Here is a 17,022-nt window from a genome sequence, read left to right as displayed (position 1 = left end):
GACTGTTGCCGAGGCCCCCGGATCATCGGGGCGATTCGAAAACCGCCCTCAAGTCTTAGATCTTCAGACCACCTTCACGCGCAGCGTCGGCCAGAGCCTTCACCTTGCCGTGGAACAGGAAGCCGCCACGATCGAAATAGGCCTCTTCGACGCCTGCCTTCTTGGCACGCTCGGCGATGGCCGCGCCCACTTTGGTGGCCGCTTCGACGTTGTTCTTGCCAACGATACCCAGATCTTTTTCCAGGCTCGAGGCCGAGGCCAGGGTCACGCCACGCACGTCGTCGATCAGCTGAACAGAGATGTTCTTGTTCGAACGGTGTACGGACAGACGCGGACGACCCGCGTTGACCTTGCGAAGTTTGTTCCGAACGCGCAGGCGGCGCTTCAGAAACAGGGTTCTTTTGCTGTTTGCCATTGTTTGCGTCCTTACTTCTTCTTGCCTTCCTTGCGGAAGATGAATTCGCCCTTGTAGCGGATGCCTTTGCCCTTATAGGGCTCGGGACGGCGCCATTCGCGGATTTTGGCCGCGACTTCGCCCACCTGCTGCTGGTCGATACCTTCCACAACGATCTCGGTCTGCTTCGGTGCGGTGATGGTGACACCTTCCGGGGCAGTGAAATCGACGTCGTGGCTGTAACCCAGGTTCAGCTTCAGGGTGTTGCCCTGCATCTGAGCCCGGTAACCAACACCCTGGATCTCCAACTCTTTTTTGAAGCCGTTGGTCACGCCTTCAATCAGATTGGCGACCATAGTGCGGCTCATGCCCCACTGCTGGCGGGCACGCTTGGACATACCACGGGGTGTGATGGTGACTACGTTGTCTTCGACAGCGAGTGTCACATCGTCGGTGGCGTTGAAGCTGCGGGTCCCTTTCGGGCCTTTGACTTCGATGGTCTGGCCAGACACAGTAGCAGTGACGCCACTGGGCAGCTCGACCGGTTTTTTACCAATACGAGACATTGACAGACCTCCTTAGAAGACGGTGCAGAGCACTTCGCCACCAACATTGTTGGAGCGAGCGTTCTGGTCCGACATCACACCTTTCGGAGTGCTGACAATCGACACGCCCAAGCCCTGACGGACCTGCGGGATGTCATTGACGCCCATGTACACGCGACGACCGGGCTTCGAGACCCGCTTCAGTTCGCGAATGACAGGGGTGCCTTCGTAGTATTTCAGGCTGATTTCGATGGCCGGATGACCGTTTTCACCGGTCGTCGCTTCGTAGCCACGGATATAACCTTCGTCCGCCAGCACGTCCAGAACCCAACCACGCAGCTTGGAAGCCGGGGTGGAAACGGTGGACTTGCCACGCATTTGCGCGTTGCGGATACGGGTGAGCATATCGCCGATAGGATCGTTCATATCTGTCTCTCCCTTACCAGCTCGATTTCACCATGCCGGGGATCTGACCAGCAGAACCCAGCTCGCGCAGCGCAATACGGCTGACCTTCAGCTTACGGTAGTAAGCATGAGGACGACCGGTGAGCTGGCAGCGGTTGTGAAGACGGGTTGCCGAGCTGTTGCGCGGCAGTTTCGCCAATTTCAGACGCGCTTTGAAACGCTCTTCCATCGGCTTGCTTTCGTCATTCGCGATTTCTTTCAGCTCGGCACGCTTTGCGGCATATTTGGCCACCAGGCGTTCGCGCTTCTTCTCGCGTTCGATCATTGCTTTTTTAGCCATGTCTCAATCCTCCCGGCGCTTAGGCGTTGAAGGGCATGTTGAACGCTTTCAACAGTGCCTTACCTTCAGCGTCGGTTTTCGCTGTGGTGGTGATTACGATATCCAGGCCCCAGACCTCGTCGACCTTGTCGAAGTCGATTTCCGGGAACACGATGTGCTCTTTCATGCCCATGGCAAAGTTGCCACGACCATCGAAAGACGGCTTCACACCGCGGAAGTCACGAATACGCGGCATCGCGATGGTGATCAGACGATCCAGGAATTCGTACATCCGGTCACCGCGCAGGGTTACCTTCGCACCCAGCGGCATGTCTTCACGGACGCGGAAGCCCGCGATCGACTTTTTCGCCAGCGTTGCAACAGCCTTCTGACCAGCAATCGCAGTCAGATCCTCGACGGCTGCTTTGGCTTTCTTCGAGTCTTTGACAGCTTCTGCACCACAGCCGATGTTCAGAACGATTTTTTCCAGCTTTGGCAGCTGCATGTCGTTCTTGTAGCCGAACTCTTCTTTCAGAGCGGCACGGATGGTTTCAGCGTACTGAGCTTTCAGACGCGGGGTATAGGTTGCGTTATCAAGCATCGATCACGTCCCCCGTGGTCTTGGCGAAACGCACCTTCTTGTCACCTTCCATGCGGAAGCCAACGCGGGTTGCTTTGCCGTTTTTGTCCAGCAGAGCCAGGTTCGACAGCTCGATCGGGTTTGCCTGAGGCAGGCGACCACCTTGCGAGTTCTGGGTCTGGCGGGTGTGACGGATAGCGATATTCACGCCATCAACAACAGCTTTACCGGCTTTCGGGTCAACCGAGGTGATAGTTCCCTCTTTGCCCTTGTCCTTGCCGGCCAGCACGACGACCTTGTCGCCTTTGCGGAGTTTAGCAGCCATGATTACAGCACCTCCGGAGCGAGCGAGATGATCTTCATGAAGTTCTTGCCGCGCAGTTCGCGAACAACGGGGCCAAAGATACGGGTACCGATCGGCTCATTGTTGTTGTTCAGGATGACGGCGGCGTTGCGATCGAACCGGATCGCGGTGCCGTCTTCACGACGGACTTCTTTTGCGGTGCGCACGACGACGGCCTTGCGGACGTCACCTTTCTTCACGCGGCCGCGTGGGATGGCTTCCTTCACCGAGACGACAATGATGTCGCCGACGGAGGCGTATTTACGCTTGGAACCACCCAGGACCTTGATGCACTGAACTCGGCGTGCGCCGGAGTTGTCAGCGACATCCAGATTGGTCTGCATCTGGATCATGTGGTTTCTCCCGACCTGTGGGGGCTGGTCTCGTTAAATCCCCCAGGGTTTCGACAAATGAAAAATCCCGGAAGCTTACGCTTCCAGAACTTCCCAACGTTTCGTCTTCGATTTCGGCGCGCATTCGATGATGCGGACTGTATCGCCGACCTTGAAGGCGTTCTTTTCGTCATGAGCCCGGTATTTCTTGGACTTACGAACGGTTTTGTGCAGCAGCGGGTGCTTGAAGCGGCGCTCAACCGAAACGGTTACGGTTTGCTCGTTTGCGTCGCTGGTTACGGTGCCGGACAGGATACGCTTGGGCATCTGATTACTCCTCGGATGCCGCAGCAGCGGCCTTTTCGTTCAGAATGGTTTTGACGCGGGCAGCGTTGCGGCGGGCCGCTTTGATGCCGGCGGTGCTTTCCAGCTGACCGGTTGCCTGTTGAAAGCGCAGGTTAAAGCTTTCTTTCTTCAGGTTGGCCAGTTCCTCGCGGAGCTGGTCCGGGGTCTTGTCACGCAGTTCTTGGGCGTTCATCGCCTTTTTCCTTTGCTCAAAACACCAGAAGGCCCCTTACAGGGTCACCTTTGACCTGGTGGATGAATGATAGACATACGAATCCCCCGACTCAGCCGGGGGAACGCAAGATGCCGCTCTATAAGGGGTTCGGGGGTGGGTGGCAAGGGAAAGTTTGGGAATCTTCCGCCTACCCTAACACGCTACTCGTTGGTTACTTCACCAAGCCTAGATGCCGTGCGATAGTGGCGCTGTCGTAATAGTCTCGCCCCTCAACAACCATGCCACCTATCACGCGCATTACTGAGCAGTAGCGAACTTCGTATCGCTTTCCGGTTGGTTCGAAAACTCCGACGCTCGAGTGCAGAAGACCGGTGTGGGTTCCGGTATTGTGGAACTCTACGATTGCCCATTCACCGCATTCGCTGACAATCACATTATCCACGATGCATTCTCCATCTGGGAATGCCATTCGCCAACGCTCGTAATCCTCTTTATATGCCTGCTTGCCAAGTTGCTTTTCTTCGCGAGCAACATCTTCGAACTGGCAATCTTCGGCGATCACTTCCGCGCCACGATCAGGATCCCGCATGCCCCAACTTTCATGGAATTGGCGAACCACCCTTTCTGCTTCTTTCATGCTGAATACCTCCTTGATCCACAAGGAATACAGTATTGGATATGAGTTGGCTTCAGATTCCCTCAGATTGAGATTTGACAAATTCAGCCAGAGGAGTGTCGTAACACTGTCCGGAGTTCTTTGGATTTTATTTGAAAACGCAAAACGCGGCCTCGTTTGCACGAGACCGCGTCTTCAACTGTCTAAGTCTGAGTGACTTACGCCAGAGCGATGTTGACAGCCGACTCACGACCGTCACGGCCGGGTTCGATGTCGAATGTCACTTTCTGGTCGTCAGCCAGGCCGGTCAGACCCGAGCGCTCGACAGCAGAGATGTGTACAAACACGTCTTTGCCACCGGTCTCCGGTGCGATGAAGCCAAAACCTTTAGTCGAGTTGAACCATTTTACGGTGCCATTGGCCATATCCGTAGTCTCCTAAGAAATGCTGCCCGCGGAATTGCGACAGCTCGGCGTTGTCGGTCTGGATCGAAAGACTGAACGCCGAAGAACCGGAAGACAGTGGTCGAAAAAGAAAAACGAAAGCGTGCCTCACATCGTTGATGTTCCGGCACATTGCAAGGAATATTCGCGTAAAGTCTTGAATCGTGATCGCAAAGGCGACCGTGTCAGTCCCAGCGATAGTTAAAGCTGACACTAATCCGCTCGTCTTCTGCCATGTTCATCGGCACTTCGTGGCGCAGCCAGCTTTCCCACAGCAGGACATCCCCCACCTTGGGCTTCATATAGATGAACGGCTGCAACTCGCGCCGCGCCTCTTTCCGGCGCACCGGCGCGGCCATCATGCGGGCTGAGCGGGGATCTTCCAGTTTCAACGCGCTGGCGCCTTCGGGCATAGCCACATAGGTTGTACCAGAGATTACACTGTGCGGGTGAAGGTGGCTGGCATGCATTCCGCCTTCGGGCAGAATGTTGATCCACAAATCTTCGAGCTTCAGTTGCCGATCATCAAGGTCGAACTCGAGGTCTTCGGCAAAGGCGGCCACATGCTGATCCAGCACTTTGACCAGATCGGCAAAGATCGGGAACCGCCAGGGCAGATCGGTCAGCGAGGCATAACTGGTATAACCGGGATAGCCATTCTGTTCGCACCAGTCCTGACCGGCCTCGTCATCCTCGGCGATGACAAGGCATGAGCTTTCCAGCTCTTCCCGGTCGATCTTGGGATCAAATTCGGACAGAGCTGCGCGGTAGAGACGGGTAACGAAGAGTGATTCAATCTGTGACATGGGGCGGGCATACCCCAGCCCTTTCGACAAGGCCAGCCAATGTTGGCGGGCTACGTCTTGATAGGCCCCTTGCCGCAGCGCGGGATCGGACGGCCACGGTCAGCATAGGCGATGCACAGCACGATCTCATTCGGTTTTGGTGCATCGGGAATGTTCAGCGTCATTGTGTCGAAATGGTCGAACGACCACGGATTGTCCTTGTGCCCAAGCGGCAAGTCAATCGCACAGCCCGGTGCCCCCAGCTTGGCATTCGAAGGGATGACAGCCTCACCGCCACCAGCAGCGGCACGCATTGGTGCTCCGAGCTTGGGGTGGATCACCGCCCCGCCCTGTTCAAGGTCGCCGTTCATGCCGACAATCGCAGCCTTGCCATAAGACACCGGCTTTCCGTCCAGCTGCGAAATCGCCCCAGCCGCAAGTTCCGCGCCCAGAACCGCGCCAATCTCAAACAACTCTGAAAGATCATCCGAGAACCGCCCGGCCAGAGGATTCTGCACCACCGCCAACACCGCGACCCGACTGATCGGATCACAAGGTTGACCCACCTGGTCGGTGGTTATGACTTCTTTGACGAATACCTTCTTGCGCAGTTGAATCATAAAGCCCTCCCATTCTCAGCCGAAGCCTAAGAATGCTTTGCGCAAAGGTCGACTTTTTTCGCGGTGTCTCTGATCAAAAAACCGAACATAAAGAAAAACCCCCGCCGGTTTCCCGACGGGGGTCAATTTTGTCACGAACGGGGTCACCCCCAAACGTTTACCAGTCTTCGCGGACCACGACGCGGGTTTTGATCGGCAGCTTCATCGCGGCCAGGCGCAGGGCCTCACGGGCGATGTCGTCATTGACGCCATCGATCTCGAACATCACGCGTCCGGGCTTCACTTTCGCTGCCCAGAAGTCAACGGAGCCTTTACCTTTACCCATACGGACTTCGGTAGGCTTCGAGGTCACTGGAGTATCCGGGAAGATCCGAATCCAAACGCGACCTTGACGTTTCATGTGACGGGTCATGGCACGACGTGCAGCTTCGATCTGACGCGCAGTGACGCGCTCGGGCTGCAGTGCTTTCAGACCGTAGGTGCCAAAGTTCAGATCAGAGCCGCCCTTGGCTTCACCCTTGATCCGGCCTTTGTGCATCTTGCGGAATTTAGTACGCTTTGGTTGAAGCATATCTTTCCCTCCTTAGCGACGACCGCCACCAGCACCACGAGGTGCAGGGCCGTCCTGGAGTTCCTGTGCTTTACGGTCACGTGCCTGCGGATCGTGCTCCATGATCTCACCTTTGAAGATCCAGACCTTGATCCCGATGATCCCGTAGGGGGTCATCGCTTCGGCATGTGCGTAATCGATGTCGGCACGCAGGGTGTGCAAAGGCACGCGGCCTTCGCGGTACCACTCGGTCCGTGCGATCTCAGCGCCGCCCAGACGGCCAGCGACGTTCACCCGGATACCCAGAGAGCCCATGCGCATGGCGTTCTGAACAGACCGCTTCATCGCGCGACGGAACGAAACCCGACGCTCCAGCTGCTGAGCGATGGACTCGGCAACCAGCTGCGCGTCAAGCTCGGGCTTGCGCACTTCGACGATGTTCAGGTGCAGTTCGCTGTCAGTCATCAGGGCGATTTTCTTGCGCAGAACTTCAATGTCCGCGCCTTTCTTGCCGATGATGACACCCGGACGTGCTGTGTGAATCGTAACGCGGCACTTTTTGTGCGGACGTTCGATGATCACACGGGCGATGCCGGCCTGCTTGCACTCTTTGTTGATGAACTCACGGATCTTCAGATCTTCCAGCAGAAGATCACCGTAGTCCTTGGTATCTGCGTACCAGCGGCTGTCCCAGGTGCGGTTGACCTGCAGGCGCATGCCGATCGGATTGACTTTATGACCCATTAGGCTTGCTCCTCAACTTGACGCACCTTGATGGTGATCTCCGAGAACGGCTTCAGAATCTTGCCGAACCGACCACGGGCCCGCGGGCGACCGCGCTTCATGATCAGGTTCTTGCCAACCCAGGCTTCGGCGACGATCAGCTCGTCGACGTCCAGGTTGTGGTTGTTCTCGGCGTTGGCGATTGCGGACTGCAGGCACTTCTTGACGTCCTGCGCGACACGCTTGTTCGAGAAAGTCAGGTCGGTCAGAGCCTTCTCAACTTTCTTGCCGCGAATCATTTGCGCAACCAGGTTCAGTTTCTGCGGGCTGGTGCGAAGCATGCGAGTTTTCGCCATTGCTTCGTTTTCGGCCACGCGGCGGGGGTTCTTTTCCTTGCCCATGACTTACTTCCGCTTCGCTTTTTTGTCAGCGGCGTGACCGTAATAGGTACGAGTTGGCGAATACTCACCGAACTTCTGACCGATCATGTCTTCCGAGACGTTGACGGGAATGTGCTTGTGGCCGTTGTACACACCAAAGGTCAGACCCACGAACTGGGGCAGAATGGTGGAACGACGCGACCAGATCTTGATGACTTCGTTGCGGCCCGATTCGCGCGCTGCTTCGGCTTTTTTCAGCACGTAAGCATCGACGAAAGGACCCTTCCAAACAGAGCGAGACATAGATTAACGTCCCTTCTTCTTGGCGTGCCGCGAGCGGATGATCAGCTTCTGGGACGCTTTGTTCTTGTTGCGGGTACGCTTACCCTTGGTGTCCTTACCCCATGGAGTAACCGGCGTACGGCCACCCGAGGTACGACCTTCACCACCACCGTGCGGGTGATCGATCGGGTTCATTGCAACACCACGAACCGACGGACGAACGCCTTTGTGGCGCATACGACCGGCTTTACCGAGGTTCTGGTTCGAGTTGTCGGGGTTGGACACGGCACCAACGGTGGCCATGCATTCCTGACGGACCATGCGCAGCTCGCCCGAGCTCAGACGGATCTGAGCGTAGCCGCCATCGCGACCAACGAACTGAGCGTAAGTACCAGCCGCACGTGCGATCTGACCGCCTTTGCCAGGCTTCATCTCGATGTTGTGGACGATGGTACCGATTGGCATGCCCGAGAACGGCATTGCGTTGCCCGGCTTGATGTCGGCCTTGGCGGATGCCACGACTTTGTCACCAACAGCCAGACGCTGCGGAGCCAGGATATATGCCTGCTCGCCGTCTTCGTATTTTACCAGTGCGATGAATGCGGTCCGGTTCGGGTCATATTCGATCCGCTCGACGGTTGCCGCGACATCAAATTTGTTCCGTTTGAAGTCAACGATCCGGTAGAGACGCTTTGCGCCACCGCCGCGGCGGCGTGAAGTGATCCGTCCGGTGTTGTTCCGGCCGCCCGATTTGGTCAAACCCTCAGTGAGAGACTTGACCGGACGTCCTTTCCAAAGCTCCGAACGGTCGATCAGCACCAGCCCGCGCTGGCCCGGCGTCGTCGGCTTGTACGACTTGAGTGCCATGCTTTCTGTCTTCCGTTTAGCAAGTGCGGGGAATTCCCCGCTATGTGATAGGCCCCCGTAGGTGCCAAGGGTATAGGGCCCCGAAGGTCCCCGGTTACAAATATCAGAGGCCCCGGAACGAATCCGAGGCCGCAAGATTGGGTGCATTTAGCAGTGTTGGGGGTGGGTGTCTATAGGCTACGGCATATATTCTCATAGACATTTCAGAGACCCCCGAGCGTACACGTTTCGGCGCCCAACAGCGCGAACTAAAGCATCATCCCTGCACATTCACTTTTTGTCACGAGCGGCCTTTTCTTCCTTAGTCAACTTATTGTTCCAGACGTTGTTGCTAAGACCCAATTCAGCTGGCTGGGGTTTGGTTTTTCCAATGCTAACTTTGCCTCCCTTATCCAGGAACTCCTGAATGAGAGCGTCATCGGTAGTTTCTTTGGGGACATGTTTCATGGAAGTGACCCTATCCGCATCATACGCCCTAAGCAACGACCGCAATGCGGACAAAGCTGACGTTCACATAACAGTACCAGCACTACGGATTGTTTGATTTAGCGCAAACCATTGACAGCAATGAACTGTATGCAGCAGACTTGTCTTGGTTTTAGTGGGGACCTGCTTTTATGCGGATTTTGTTTGTGTTTTTCCTCGGGCTTCTAGCGTCAACTGCCGTTTATGCTGACAGTCGCCTTGCTGAAGCGCAAAGGGTTCTAAATCTTCTCAAACTGGACGCTGGCCCCGTCGACGGGGCATGGGGGCCTCGAACTGAGGCGGCTTTGGTGCGCTTCTTGGAACACCGTGGGATCACGTTCGATGGCGAATTTGGGAATGAGGAATACACTGAGATTCTTGGCCAGCGTCGCTATCAGACGCCGACTGCTCGCGGCGTTAAGATTTGTGGGCCAAAGCAGTTTCCAAGCTCCGACACATACGTTCTAGATGCCGATAATTCTTCATTGTTTACAGTCACATTAAAAAAAGGCGACTACGATTACGTCGACTACAGAGGCAGTGATAGCGTTTGGGACAAACACAGGAAGAACCTAAACAGCCAAAGAGCGCAATTGAGCACTTGTGGATACTTTGCCGGTCGAAAAACCTATACCATTGATTTTGAGATGTACGTGACTCATGCCAGCGCAGGAAACATCTTTTCGATAAAAACCGCAGACGGGTCCGAGAGCGTGAATATCAATGCGTTTCCCGATAGTATTCGATTTGACGGCGGGCAAGAAATGAACAATGCGGCCATTTATCGAGGCGACTGGCTGAACCGTTGGGTTTCCGTACGCATTGTCATGCATGTTAATGCGCCTGATAAGTCTTGGTTTCGTTTCTATATTGATGGCGAAGAAACGTTTGATACAAACGGCAGACCTATTGACCACAATTTCGCAAGTCGGGGTGGTTACATCAAGGTTGGCTCTTACCGTGGAAACAGTTCACAGACAGCGAGCGTCTCGTTCCGCGACATAGTATTTTCCAAAGGTGACCTTGGGTCGCCGTGAACCAATTGCAAAAAATTTGGCCAAAAGCCTAGTGTCATCTATTAAACACGTTTGTGTTGTCTGCTTTGGGCTCAATGCGGAACCTCACCCATACAGCGCGCGGGCTTCGGCAAATGACAACAGACGACGGTGCTTTTCGTCCCACAGGTGCAGCCGCGCATTGGCGAAGCTCTCACGGATGGTCATCCGGTTGCTGTTTGCCAGCTCGTCATGATCCCGCAGCACCTCGGTCAGCCGGTAGAACGGAATACGGCTGTACAGGTGGTGCACGTGGTGGATTCCAATATTGGCACTGAACCACTGCAACACGGATGGCAGGATGTAATGCGAACTTCCGTGCAGGGCCGCCTCGTGCAGTTGCCAGTCCTCATCGGAATCCCAGTGCGTATCCTCGAACTGATGCTGCACATAGAACAGCCATACGCCCGCCGTCGCGGCGATCAAGGTTGAGGGCAGGAAGATCAACAGCACCGGCATCAGGCCACCAAAATAGTAGACGATCAACAACGCTGTCACGATGGCAATGTTCGTCCCCATCGCGCTAACCCAGAATTTCAAGCTGCCCGTCAAGCCAAGCGGAAGGCGGTTTTGAAGCAGGAACAAATAGCTGGGGCCAAAGCCGAACAAGGTGATCGGATGACGGTACACCCGGTACCAAAACCGGTTCCAGGGAGTCTGCGATTGGTATTCAGACACTGTCAGGGTGTGGACATCGCCCATGCCCCGCTTGTCCAGATTACCCGAGCTGTTGTGATGCGTGGAATGCGTGCGACGCCAAACATCATAAGGTGTCAGCGTCAGCACGCCGATCACCCGACCGACCCAATCACTGACAGCCCTGTTTTTAAAGAACGCGCCGTGCCCACAATCATGCTGGATGGCAAACAGACGGAGCAGAAAGGCCGCATTGAGGACTGAAATCGCAAACGCCAACCAATAGCTGACCGACAAAGACATCCAGGACAGTGCCCACAGCGCAATAAAGGGGACTATACTGACGGCAAGCTCGAACGCGCTGCGCAACTGGTTCGGTTCACGATACTTGGCAAGCGTCGTAACCCAATCACGAGCAGCGATCACTCCCGGTTTTTCCCGGGCGGAGAGAGAAGGTTTGGTCATGCGCCTGCTATGTCTTTTGTTTGTATGAGACCGGATAGACTACTACCCCGGCATAGCAAGTGAATTCTGGAACCGACACGACGTTTCGCGCTCAATTTTTGGTGCCAACGCAAAAGATAAATCGGCTTTTGTGGGGATTTTGTATGTTTGGCTAAATAAGGTCGCGGTCCAAGACCGATGGGCATCTCGATTGTGTTACTCTCGTCCAGCCTCACTTGTGCTTTCTGTTCGGCATTCCGATTGCCCCGCAGGGCGCAAAGCCACTGCCCTGATTCTTGGTCTCGGACGTGTAAACTGACCTGTTGATAGCAAAGGCTAAACTATTGCGGGCGCTCAATCCCGAACATCTTGATCAAAGGACATGAGTGGGAAATCGCACAACAAATTCACATTCGAATATTTTGCTTTTTTCATTCCATCTCTGCATAATCGCCCAATCCACGACAAGACCTTTAGAACATATCGAACCGAGTTTGGCACAGATGCCCGTTCAAAACAGGAGTTTCGAATGCTAAGATTTCTTCTATCGACCACTCTGGCCGCCTTTGTCCCCACAGTTTCCCTGGCAGACGGTACGCCCAGCGAAGCAGCTGCCGAGGGGACATTCGCAGAACCTCCGTTTTCACCCTATGCCGACCGAAACTTTCCTGAACGTCCGCTTTGGGGCGACACACATTTGCACACCGGCCTTTCATTGGATGCCGGTGCATTTGGAAATACGTTGCTGCCGGATGAGGCTTGGCTATTTGCAAAAGGTGAACAGGTTGTTTCTTCTTCCGGTCAACCGGTGAGGCTGGCACGTCCGTTGGATTGGATGGTGCTGACTGACCATACGGATTTGATGGGCTTTGCTCCGGATTTGCAGGCCGGAAAGCCAGGTATTCTGGCAGACCCCAAGGGACTTGAATGGTACGAGGGATATAAGGCTGGCGGAGAAGCTGCCGGAAAGGCTGCATTCGACATAATCGGCAACTTTTCACAGGGAACCCTACCGGAAGTTCTACTGGAATCGTACAGCCCGGGCGCCGATGCCTTTGCGTTTACTTGGGAAGACATTGTCATGGCCGCCGAGCGCCACAATGATCCAGGTAGCTTCTCGGCTATGATCGGTTTTGAATGGACGTCTGTCCCCAAAGGCTTCAACTTGCACCGCAATGTCATGTTGCGTGACGGGCCCATTCGCGCCCTGAAATTCGTGCCACCTGTAACTCAGCCTCCCCACGGAGATACCGACCCAAAAATTCTATACGAATGGTTGGAACGGTATCAGGAGGAAACCGGCGGGCGGGCCGTGGCTTTTGCGCATAACGGAAACCTCTCGAACGGATGGATGTTCCCGACCGAGGAAACTTATCACGGTGGTAAAGTCGACGAAGAATACGTCCAGAACCGCGCCAAATGGGAGCCTCACTATGAGGTCACACAGATCAAGGGCGACGGCGAAGCGCATCCCTTCCTCAGCCCGGATGACGAGTTCGCCGATTATGAGAACTGGGATGTCGGCAACCTCGATATTACAGAGTTGAAAACGGACGAGATGCTGGCCGGTGAATATGCCCGTGAAGCATTGAAACTCGGGCTGGCACTCGAAGCCAAATTTGGCGTTAACCCCTACAAATTCGGAATGGGCGGCGCGACCGACAGTCACACTTCGCTGGCGACGGCTGAAGAAGACAACTATTTTGGCAAGAGCGTGAGCGTCGAACCCTCCCCTACCCGAGTGCAGCACCCGTTTGTCGAAAGTGAGCTGGGCGCGTTTGAAGGCCACACCCTCGTCGCATCGGGTTATACGGCGGTTTGGGCAACCGAAAACACGCGCTCGGCTATTTTCGATGCGTTCAAGCGGCGAGAAACCTATGCAACCACAGGGCCAAGGATTGGTCTCAGGTTCTTTGGCGGCTGGGAGTTCACGGATGAAGATCTTCGGACCCGCTGGCTCGCTGATGTCGGCTACACCAAGGGTGTTCCGATGGGCAGCGATCTACGCGAACGTGAGGGCGATGGCGCACCCAGTTTCCTTATTGCCGCATTACGTGACCCGATCGGAGCGAACCTTGACCGCGTTCAGGTTATCAAGGGCTGGATGGACGCGGAAGGAGCCCTTCACGAGAAAGTCTATGACGTCGCGTGGTCGGATGACCGAGAACCAGACGGTAATGGGAAGCTTCCCGAAGTCGGGAATACCGTGGATCTGGAAACCGCGAGCTGGATGAACAGTATAGGTTCGTCAGAGTTGCTTACAGTTTGGGCCGACCCTGATTTCGACCCCGCTGAACGCGCATTTTATTACGTGCGCGTGCTTGAAATTCCGACACCGCGCTGGGTGCTGTATGACAAGGTTAGATTTGGCATCGATCTTCCCGAGGAAGCGCAACTTACCCACCAGGAAAGAGCGTACTCATCACCCATTTGGTACACGCCAAAGGGCTAGTTACCGGGTCAGAAAATCACTCACACACTGTCCGGGCTCAGTCTGATTTCAGGGCAATGTTTGAGCGCATTCTTCAATAGGGATCTAACCCCAAAAAGACAAAAGCCCCCGCATCCGCGGGGGCTTTCATTTCTTTCCAAAGACAGTTCCGATCAGAGACCGGTGGACACGTCGATGGTGTTACCCTCTTCTAGGGTCACGTATGCTTTCTTGACGTCTTTCCGCTTGCCCAACTGGCCGCGGAACCGCTTGACTTTGCCTTTGGTCACGGTGGTGTTCACCGCTTTGACCTTCACACCAAACAGCGCCTCAACGGCCTCTTTGATCTGCGGCTTGTTGCTGTCGATCGCCACTTCAAAGACAACCGCGCCATTTTCAGACGCCATGGTCGACTTTTCAGTGATGATCGGTTTGCGGATCACGTCGTAGTGTTCTGCCTTCGCGCTCATTTCAGACGAGCCTCCAGTGCTTCGACACCCGCCTTGGTGATCACCAGAGTGTCACGCTTGAGGATGTCATAGACGTTTGCGCCCATCGACGGCAGGATATCCAGACCTTCGATGTTTGCGGCTGCACGGGCGAAACCTTCGTTCACGGTGGCACCGTCGATGACCAGAGCGCGTTTCCAGCCCAGGTTTGCAACCTGTTTGGCCAGAGCGGCAGTCTTGCCCTCGGATGCGGCGTCTTCGATCACGACCAGTTCACCTGCCTTGGCTTTTGCCGACAGAGCGTGGCGCAGGCCAAGCTTGCGGAACTTCTTCGGCAGGTCATGACCATGCGAACGCACGACCGGACCTTTGTAGATGCCACCACCACGGAAGATCGGCGCGTTGCGGTCACCATGGCGTGCGCCACCGGTGCCCTTCTGGCGATAGATCTTCTTGGTCGAGTAGCTGGTTTCCGAGCGGGTCTTCACCTTGTGAGTGCCGGCCTGCGCGTTGTTGCGCTGCCAACGGACCACACGGTGCAGGATGTCCGCACGCGGCTCGAGACCGAACAGATCGGCGTTCAGCTCGATGTCGCCGGCTTTGCCGCCGTCCAGTTTGATTACATCAAGTTTCATGCTTCACCACCTTCCGCGGGTGCTTGTTCCGCAGGTGCTTCGGTTGCAGCCGATTTCACAGCAGCCGGGAAAGGCAGGCCTTCCGGTGCTTTCTTCTTGACGGCGTCCTTGACGGTAACCCAGCCCGATTTCGGTCCGGGAACGGCGCCTTTGATGAAGACCAGGTTCCGGTCGGCGTCGGTTTTGACGACTTCCAGGTTCTGGGTGGTGACACGGGCAGCACCCATGTGACCGGCCATCTTTTTGCCTTTGAAAACCTTGCCCGGGTCTTGACACTGACCGGTTGAACCGTGCGAACGGTGGCTGATCGAAACACCGTGCGAGGCGCGCAGACCACCGAAGTTCCAACGCTTCATCGCACCGGCAAAGCCTTTACCGATCGAGGTACCCGAAACGTCAACCTTCTGACCTTCCAGGAAGTGTTCTGCCGAAATCTCGGCGCCCACATCAATCAGGCCGTCTTCGGAGACGCGGAACTCGGCCAGCTTGCGCTTGGGCTCAACCTTTGCAGCGGCATAGTGACCGCGCATGGCTTTCGAGGTGCGTTTTGCCTTGGCAGCACCGGCGCCCAGCTGAACGGCGGTGTAGCCGTCTTTGTCAGCGGTACGCTGTGCAACAACCTGCAGGTTGTCCAGGTGAAGAACGGTCACAGGGATCTGCTTGCCGTCTTCCATGAACAGGCGGGTCATGCCAACTTTTTTTGCGATAATACCAGAGCGCATAATCTATACCCTCCGATCTTACGACTGCAGCTTGATCTCGACGTCCACACCAGCAGCGAGGTCGAGCTTCATCAGCGCGTCAACGGTCTGGGGGGTCGGATCAACGATGTCGAGCAGGCGCTTGTGCGTACGGATCTCGAACTGGTCGCGGGATTTCTTGTCAACGTGAGGGCCACGGAGAACCGTGAACTTCTCAATCTTGTTCGGCAGCGGGATCGGGCCGCGCACGTTCGCGCCGGTCCGCTTGGCAGTGTTGACGATCTCTTGCGTGCTGGCATCCAGAACGCGATAGTCAAATGCCTTCAGCCGAATACGGATGTTTTGGCTTTGCATAATAACAGCCTTTTATCAGGCGTTGAGGTTGAGAGGAGGACAAGCGCGCATCGCCAACCCTCTTCGAACCCAAAAGGCGGGAATCACCCCGCCTTGATGTTCTTACTGAGAACTCGCGCGATCTACAGGGGTATAGGGGGTTTGGCAAGGGGGAATCGAGGCAGAACGTTTTTCGCAACCTTCACCCGGTTGAGTACTTTGATCCGAAGATTGGCAAACCGTTTTAGATTATGAGGACAACCCATCGGCACAGTGGCTTGCTAAACCATTGGCTAGAAACTCGCGTACCAATAACTTTGCGTCTTTTTGTATCTGATCCGTGATATCCAGACACAGCGCAATACCAACGGTAATCTCGGCGACCTCTTGAAAAAACGCGTCCATTTGATCCATCGGCGGCGGGTTATAAATACGAGTCAGAACCATTACCAGCGGGTCGAGTGGATATCGAGCGCTTAGCCCACACCATTCGTATGTTTTGGAATCCCTTTCTGCGGTGCAGCCAATTGCGTACTGTTTCCGCGAAGACTTGGGTGTCAGATACAACAACCTGAAACCATCTTGCCCGCTAGAATGTACAGTGTAGCCCTGCAGCCTTAGGTGGTCAGGTACAGGCTCAGGGTATGGGTACCCTCCACCGGGGCCCTTTGGCGACCAAAGGGAATCGGACCCGGGGTTTAATTGCTTAATGTGGATCACAGTGTTGTCCAGAATTGGTTTTTCCTTCAGAAGTTCGTTCAACCATTCAAGCCTGTTGATCGGAAGAAACTTCGTGTCAATTTCCCACCCCCAATAATCTTGACCAGCGTAGAATGTGCGTGTGTTCAACTGCACCAGAAAGTCTTCTTCTGCATGCAACGCAGAGGCCCGTGGCAGCACCAAGCTGAGGGCAAGGAGAATTCTCAAAAACACAAACAGCACTCTTCTTAAAATTGTTTCAATCTACAATCAGCAATCTAAAGACGAAGCGCAAGCAGGATTACAGCGCATGAAATAAGGCCGCCCCGATGTGGGCGGCCTTCTTTCGTTCAACGGTGCGGGCTCTCATGGCTCTTTCAGAGCAATTGCCGCCCACTATCACAGCAAGCTGTGATTACTCGATGATTTTCGACACAACGCCGGCGCCGACAGTGCGGCCGCCTTCGCGG

At 55.3% G+C, this 17,022-nt stretch carries 27 protein-coding genes; 2 read left to right on the top strand and 25 right to left on the bottom strand.

The window, feature by feature from the left end; all coding sequences use genetic code 11:
• Positions 1-55 precede the first annotated feature (55 nt).
• From rplR to AC2TCY_RS20640, 19 genes are all read right to left on the bottom strand, one after another.
• Positions 56-415, bottom strand: a complete 360-nt coding sequence (rplR, locus tag AC2TCY_RS20730) for a 50S ribosomal protein L18 (protein ID WP_037311722.1) — start codon at positions 413-415, stop codon at positions 56-58.
• Positions 416-426: 11 nt separating this feature from the next.
• Positions 427-960 carry a 50S ribosomal protein L6 gene (rplF, locus tag AC2TCY_RS20725; protein WP_480850382.1) on the bottom strand — a complete coding sequence of 178 codons (534 nt, stop codon included), beginning with the start codon at positions 958-960 and terminating at the stop codon, positions 427-429.
• Positions 961-972: 12 nt separating this feature from the next.
• On the bottom strand, positions 973-1,365 hold the full coding sequence (rpsH, locus tag AC2TCY_RS20720) for a 30S ribosomal protein S8 (protein WP_008757119.1): 393 nt from the start codon (positions 1,363-1,365) through the stop codon (positions 973-975).
• Positions 1,366-1,378: 13 nt separating this feature from the next.
• On the bottom strand, positions 1,379-1,684 hold the full coding sequence (gene rpsN, locus AC2TCY_RS20715) for a 30S ribosomal protein S14 (protein ID WP_010437098.1): 306 nt from the start codon (positions 1,682-1,684) through the stop codon (positions 1,379-1,381).
• Between the two features lie 19 nt (positions 1,685-1,703).
• Entirely contained in the window at positions 1,704-2,264 is a 561-nt protein-coding gene (gene rplE, locus AC2TCY_RS20710) for a 50S ribosomal protein L5 (RefSeq protein ID WP_480850380.1), read from the bottom strand.
• Positions 2,257-2,568 carry a 50S ribosomal protein L24 gene (rplX, locus tag AC2TCY_RS20705; RefSeq protein WP_480850378.1) on the bottom strand — a complete coding sequence of 104 codons (312 nt, stop codon included), beginning with the start codon at positions 2,566-2,568 and terminating at the stop codon, positions 2,257-2,259. The genes rplE and rplX overlap by 8 nt, the downstream gene beginning before the upstream one ends.
• A 2-nt stretch (positions 2,569-2,570) precedes the next feature.
• The gene (rplN, locus tag AC2TCY_RS20700; RefSeq protein WP_039523372.1) at positions 2,571-2,939 is read right to left on the bottom strand and encodes a 50S ribosomal protein L14; all 369 of its coding nucleotides are present in this window, start codon (positions 2,937-2,939) and stop codon (positions 2,571-2,573) included.
• A gap of 75 nt (positions 2,940-3,014) precedes the next feature.
• Complete coding sequence (rpsQ, locus tag AC2TCY_RS20695; RefSeq protein ID WP_085823139.1) at positions 3,015-3,245, bottom strand: 30S ribosomal protein S17; 231 nt, start codon at positions 3,243-3,245, stop codon at positions 3,015-3,017.
• Positions 3,246-3,249: 4 nt separating this feature from the next.
• The gene (gene rpmC, locus AC2TCY_RS20690) at positions 3,250-3,456 is read right to left on the bottom strand and encodes a 50S ribosomal protein L29 (protein WP_037311745.1); all 207 of its coding nucleotides are present in this window, start codon (positions 3,454-3,456) and stop codon (positions 3,250-3,252) included.
• A 193-nt stretch (positions 3,457-3,649) separates the two neighbouring features.
• Positions 3,650-4,075: an ester cyclase gene (locus tag AC2TCY_RS20685; protein ID WP_480850375.1), complete on the bottom strand. Its 426-nt coding sequence runs from the start codon at positions 4,073-4,075 to the stop codon at positions 3,650-3,652.
• Positions 4,076-4,272: 197 nt separating this feature from the next.
• Positions 4,273-4,479 (bottom strand): cold-shock protein, encoded by a 207-nt coding sequence (locus AC2TCY_RS20680; protein ID WP_176867043.1) that lies wholly within the window; start codon positions 4,477-4,479, stop codon positions 4,273-4,275.
• A gap of 203 nt (positions 4,480-4,682) precedes the next feature.
• Positions 4,683-5,303: a 2OG-Fe(II) oxygenase family protein gene (locus AC2TCY_RS20675; RefSeq protein ID WP_480850373.1), complete on the bottom strand. Its 621-nt coding sequence runs from the start codon at positions 5,301-5,303 to the stop codon at positions 4,683-4,685.
• Between the two features lie 50 nt (positions 5,304-5,353).
• Entirely contained in the window at positions 5,354-5,902 is a 549-nt protein-coding gene (locus AC2TCY_RS20670; RefSeq protein WP_480850371.1) for an amino acid synthesis family protein, read from the bottom strand.
• Between the two features lie 157 nt (positions 5,903-6,059).
• Positions 6,060-6,473 (bottom strand): 50S ribosomal protein L16, encoded by a 414-nt coding sequence (rplP, locus tag AC2TCY_RS20665; protein WP_170498041.1) that lies wholly within the window; start codon positions 6,471-6,473, stop codon positions 6,060-6,062.
• Positions 6,474-6,485: 12 nt separating this feature from the next.
• On the bottom strand, positions 6,486-7,196 hold the full coding sequence (gene rpsC / locus AC2TCY_RS20660) for a 30S ribosomal protein S3 (RefSeq protein WP_299667503.1): 711 nt from the start codon (positions 7,194-7,196) through the stop codon (positions 6,486-6,488).
• Positions 7,196-7,576: a 50S ribosomal protein L22 gene (gene rplV / locus AC2TCY_RS20655; protein ID WP_480850369.1), complete on the bottom strand. Its 381-nt coding sequence runs from the start codon at positions 7,574-7,576 to the stop codon at positions 7,196-7,198. Before rplV ends, rpsC begins: the two co-directional genes overlap by 1 nt.
• Before the next feature lie 3 nt (positions 7,577-7,579).
• Complete coding sequence (rpsS, locus tag AC2TCY_RS20650) at positions 7,580-7,858, bottom strand: 30S ribosomal protein S19 (protein WP_010437056.1); 279 nt, start codon at positions 7,856-7,858, stop codon at positions 7,580-7,582.
• Positions 7,859-7,861: 3 nt separating this feature from the next.
• Positions 7,862-8,704, bottom strand: a complete 843-nt coding sequence (gene rplB, locus AC2TCY_RS20645) for a 50S ribosomal protein L2 (RefSeq protein WP_008757664.1) — start codon at positions 8,702-8,704, stop codon at positions 7,862-7,864.
• Between the two features lie 270 nt (positions 8,705-8,974).
• Entirely contained in the window at positions 8,975-9,151 is a 177-nt protein-coding gene (locus tag AC2TCY_RS20640; protein WP_480850367.1) for a hypothetical protein, read from the bottom strand.
• Positions 9,152-9,321: 170 nt separating this feature from the next.
• On the opposite strand from AC2TCY_RS20640, the gene AC2TCY_RS20635 reads away from it, so the two are divergent.
• A complete protein-coding gene (locus tag AC2TCY_RS20635) occupies positions 9,322-10,206 on the top strand; it encodes a peptidoglycan-binding protein (RefSeq protein ID WP_480850365.1) in 885 nt (294 codons plus the stop codon).
• An 84-nt stretch (positions 10,207-10,290) separates the two neighbouring features.
• Here the strand turns inward: AC2TCY_RS20635 and AC2TCY_RS20630 are convergent, their stop codons facing one another.
• Complete coding sequence (locus tag AC2TCY_RS20630) at positions 10,291-11,325, bottom strand: fatty acid desaturase (protein ID WP_480850364.1); 1,035 nt, start codon at positions 11,323-11,325, stop codon at positions 10,291-10,293.
• A 508-nt stretch (positions 11,326-11,833) separates the two neighbouring features.
• Between AC2TCY_RS20630 and AC2TCY_RS20625 the strand changes: the two genes are divergently transcribed.
• Complete coding sequence (locus AC2TCY_RS20625; RefSeq protein ID WP_480850362.1) at positions 11,834-13,756, top strand: DUF3604 domain-containing protein; 1,923 nt, start codon at positions 11,834-11,836, stop codon at positions 13,754-13,756.
• A gap of 152 nt (positions 13,757-13,908) precedes the next feature.
• Here the strand turns inward: AC2TCY_RS20625 and AC2TCY_RS20620 are convergent, their stop codons facing one another.
• From AC2TCY_RS20620 to AC2TCY_RS20600, 5 genes are all read right to left on the bottom strand, one after another.
• Positions 13,909-14,205, bottom strand: a complete 297-nt coding sequence (locus tag AC2TCY_RS20620; RefSeq protein ID WP_009176651.1) for a 50S ribosomal protein L23 — start codon at positions 14,203-14,205, stop codon at positions 13,909-13,911.
• On the bottom strand, positions 14,202-14,819 hold the full coding sequence (gene rplD / locus AC2TCY_RS20615) for a 50S ribosomal protein L4 (RefSeq protein WP_480850360.1): 618 nt from the start codon (positions 14,817-14,819) through the stop codon (positions 14,202-14,204). The genes AC2TCY_RS20620 and rplD overlap by 4 nt, the downstream gene beginning before the upstream one ends.
• Positions 14,816-15,541 carry a 50S ribosomal protein L3 gene (gene rplC / locus AC2TCY_RS20610; RefSeq protein ID WP_480850357.1) on the bottom strand — a complete coding sequence of 242 codons (726 nt, stop codon included), beginning with the start codon at positions 15,539-15,541 and terminating at the stop codon, positions 14,816-14,818. The genes rplD and rplC overlap by 4 nt, the downstream gene beginning before the upstream one ends.
• A gap of 18 nt (positions 15,542-15,559) precedes the next feature.
• A complete protein-coding gene (gene rpsJ / locus AC2TCY_RS20605) occupies positions 15,560-15,874 on the bottom strand; it encodes a 30S ribosomal protein S10 (RefSeq protein ID WP_008756422.1) in 315 nt (104 codons plus the stop codon).
• A 228-nt stretch (positions 15,875-16,102) separates the two neighbouring features.
• Positions 16,103-16,795 carry a hypothetical protein gene (locus tag AC2TCY_RS20600; protein WP_480850355.1) on the bottom strand — a complete coding sequence of 231 codons (693 nt, stop codon included), beginning with the start codon at positions 16,793-16,795 and terminating at the stop codon, positions 16,103-16,105.
• Positions 16,796-17,022 lie beyond the last annotated feature (227 nt).

Source organism: Ruegeria sp. HKCCD7181, from assembly GCF_057221055.1.
The sequence above is the reverse complement of the archived record's forward strand: the minus strand, read 5'-3'. Positions and strand labels throughout refer to the sequence as shown.

Bases quoted from the DNA above. Each gene is read 5' to 3' on its own strand.
- rplR (WP_037311722.1), bottom strand. From the start codon at position 415: ATGGCAAACAGCAAAAGAACCCTGTTTCTGAAGCGCCGCCTGCGCGTT.
- rplF (WP_480850382.1), bottom strand. From the start codon at position 960: ATGTCTCGTATTGGTAAAAAACCGGTCGAGCTGCCCAGTGGCGTCACT.
- rpsH (WP_008757119.1), bottom strand. From the start codon at position 1,365: ATGAACGATCCTATCGGCGATATGCTCACCCGTATCCGCAACGCGCAA.
- rpsN (WP_010437098.1), bottom strand. From the start codon at position 1,684: ATGGCTAAAAAAGCAATGATCGAACGCGAGAAGAAGCGCGAACGCCTG.
- rplE (WP_480850380.1), bottom strand. From the start codon at position 2,264: ATGCTTGATAACGCAACCTATACCCCGCGTCTGAAAGCTCAGTACGCT.
- rplX (WP_480850378.1), bottom strand. From the start codon at position 2,568: ATGGCTGCTAAACTCCGCAAAGGCGACAAGGTCGTCGTGCTGGCCGGC.
- rplN (WP_039523372.1), bottom strand. From the start codon at position 2,939: ATGATCCAGATGCAGACCAATCTGGATGTCGCTGACAACTCCGGCGCA.
- rpsQ (WP_085823139.1), bottom strand. From the start codon at position 3,245: ATGCCCAAGCGTATCCTGTCCGGCACCGTAACCAGCGACGCAAACGAG.
- rpmC (WP_037311745.1), bottom strand. From the start codon at position 3,456: ATGAACGCCCAAGAACTGCGTGACAAGACCCCGGACCAGCTCCGCGAG.
- AC2TCY_RS20685 (WP_480850375.1), bottom strand. From the start codon at position 4,075: ATGAAAGAAGCAGAAAGGGTGGTTCGCCAATTCCATGAAAGTTGGGGC.
- AC2TCY_RS20680 (WP_176867043.1), bottom strand. From the start codon at position 4,479: ATGGCCAATGGCACCGTAAAATGGTTCAACTCGACTAAAGGTTTTGGC.
- AC2TCY_RS20675 (WP_480850373.1), bottom strand. From the start codon at position 5,303: ATGTCACAGATTGAATCACTCTTCGTTACCCGTCTCTACCGCGCAGCT.
- AC2TCY_RS20670 (WP_480850371.1), bottom strand. From the start codon at position 5,902: ATGATTCAACTGCGCAAGAAGGTATTCGTCAAAGAAGTCATAACCACC.
- rplP (WP_170498041.1), bottom strand. From the start codon at position 6,473: ATGCTTCAACCAAAGCGTACTAAATTCCGCAAGATGCACAAAGGCCGG.
- rpsC (WP_299667503.1), bottom strand. From the start codon at position 7,196: ATGGGTCATAAAGTCAATCCGATCGGCATGCGCCTGCAGGTCAACCGC.
- rplV (WP_480850369.1), bottom strand. From the start codon at position 7,576: ATGGGCAAGGAAAAGAACCCCCGCCGCGTGGCCGAAAACGAAGCAATG.
- rpsS (WP_010437056.1), bottom strand. From the start codon at position 7,858: ATGTCTCGCTCTGTTTGGAAGGGTCCTTTCGTCGATGCTTACGTGCTG.
- rplB (WP_008757664.1), bottom strand. From the start codon at position 8,704: ATGGCACTCAAGTCGTACAAGCCGACGACGCCGGGCCAGCGCGGGCTG.
- AC2TCY_RS20640 (WP_480850367.1), bottom strand. From the start codon at position 9,151: ATGAAACATGTCCCCAAAGAAACTACCGATGACGCTCTCATTCAGGAG.
- AC2TCY_RS20635 (WP_480850365.1), top strand. From the start codon at position 9,322: ATGCGGATTTTGTTTGTGTTTTTCCTCGGGCTTCTAGCGTCAACTGCC.
- AC2TCY_RS20630 (WP_480850364.1), bottom strand. From the start codon at position 11,325: ATGACCAAACCTTCTCTCTCCGCCCGGGAAAAACCGGGAGTGATCGCT.
- AC2TCY_RS20625 (WP_480850362.1), top strand. From the start codon at position 11,834: ATGCTAAGATTTCTTCTATCGACCACTCTGGCCGCCTTTGTCCCCACA.
- AC2TCY_RS20620 (WP_009176651.1), bottom strand. From the start codon at position 14,205: ATGAGCGCGAAGGCAGAACACTACGACGTGATCCGCAAACCGATCATC.
- rplD (WP_480850360.1), bottom strand. From the start codon at position 14,819: ATGAAACTTGATGTAATCAAACTGGACGGCGGCAAAGCCGGCGACATC.
- rplC (WP_480850357.1), bottom strand. From the start codon at position 15,541: ATGCGCTCTGGTATTATCGCAAAAAAAGTTGGCATGACCCGCCTGTTC.
- rpsJ (WP_008756422.1), bottom strand. From the start codon at position 15,874: ATGCAAAGCCAAAACATCCGTATTCGGCTGAAGGCATTTGACTATCGC.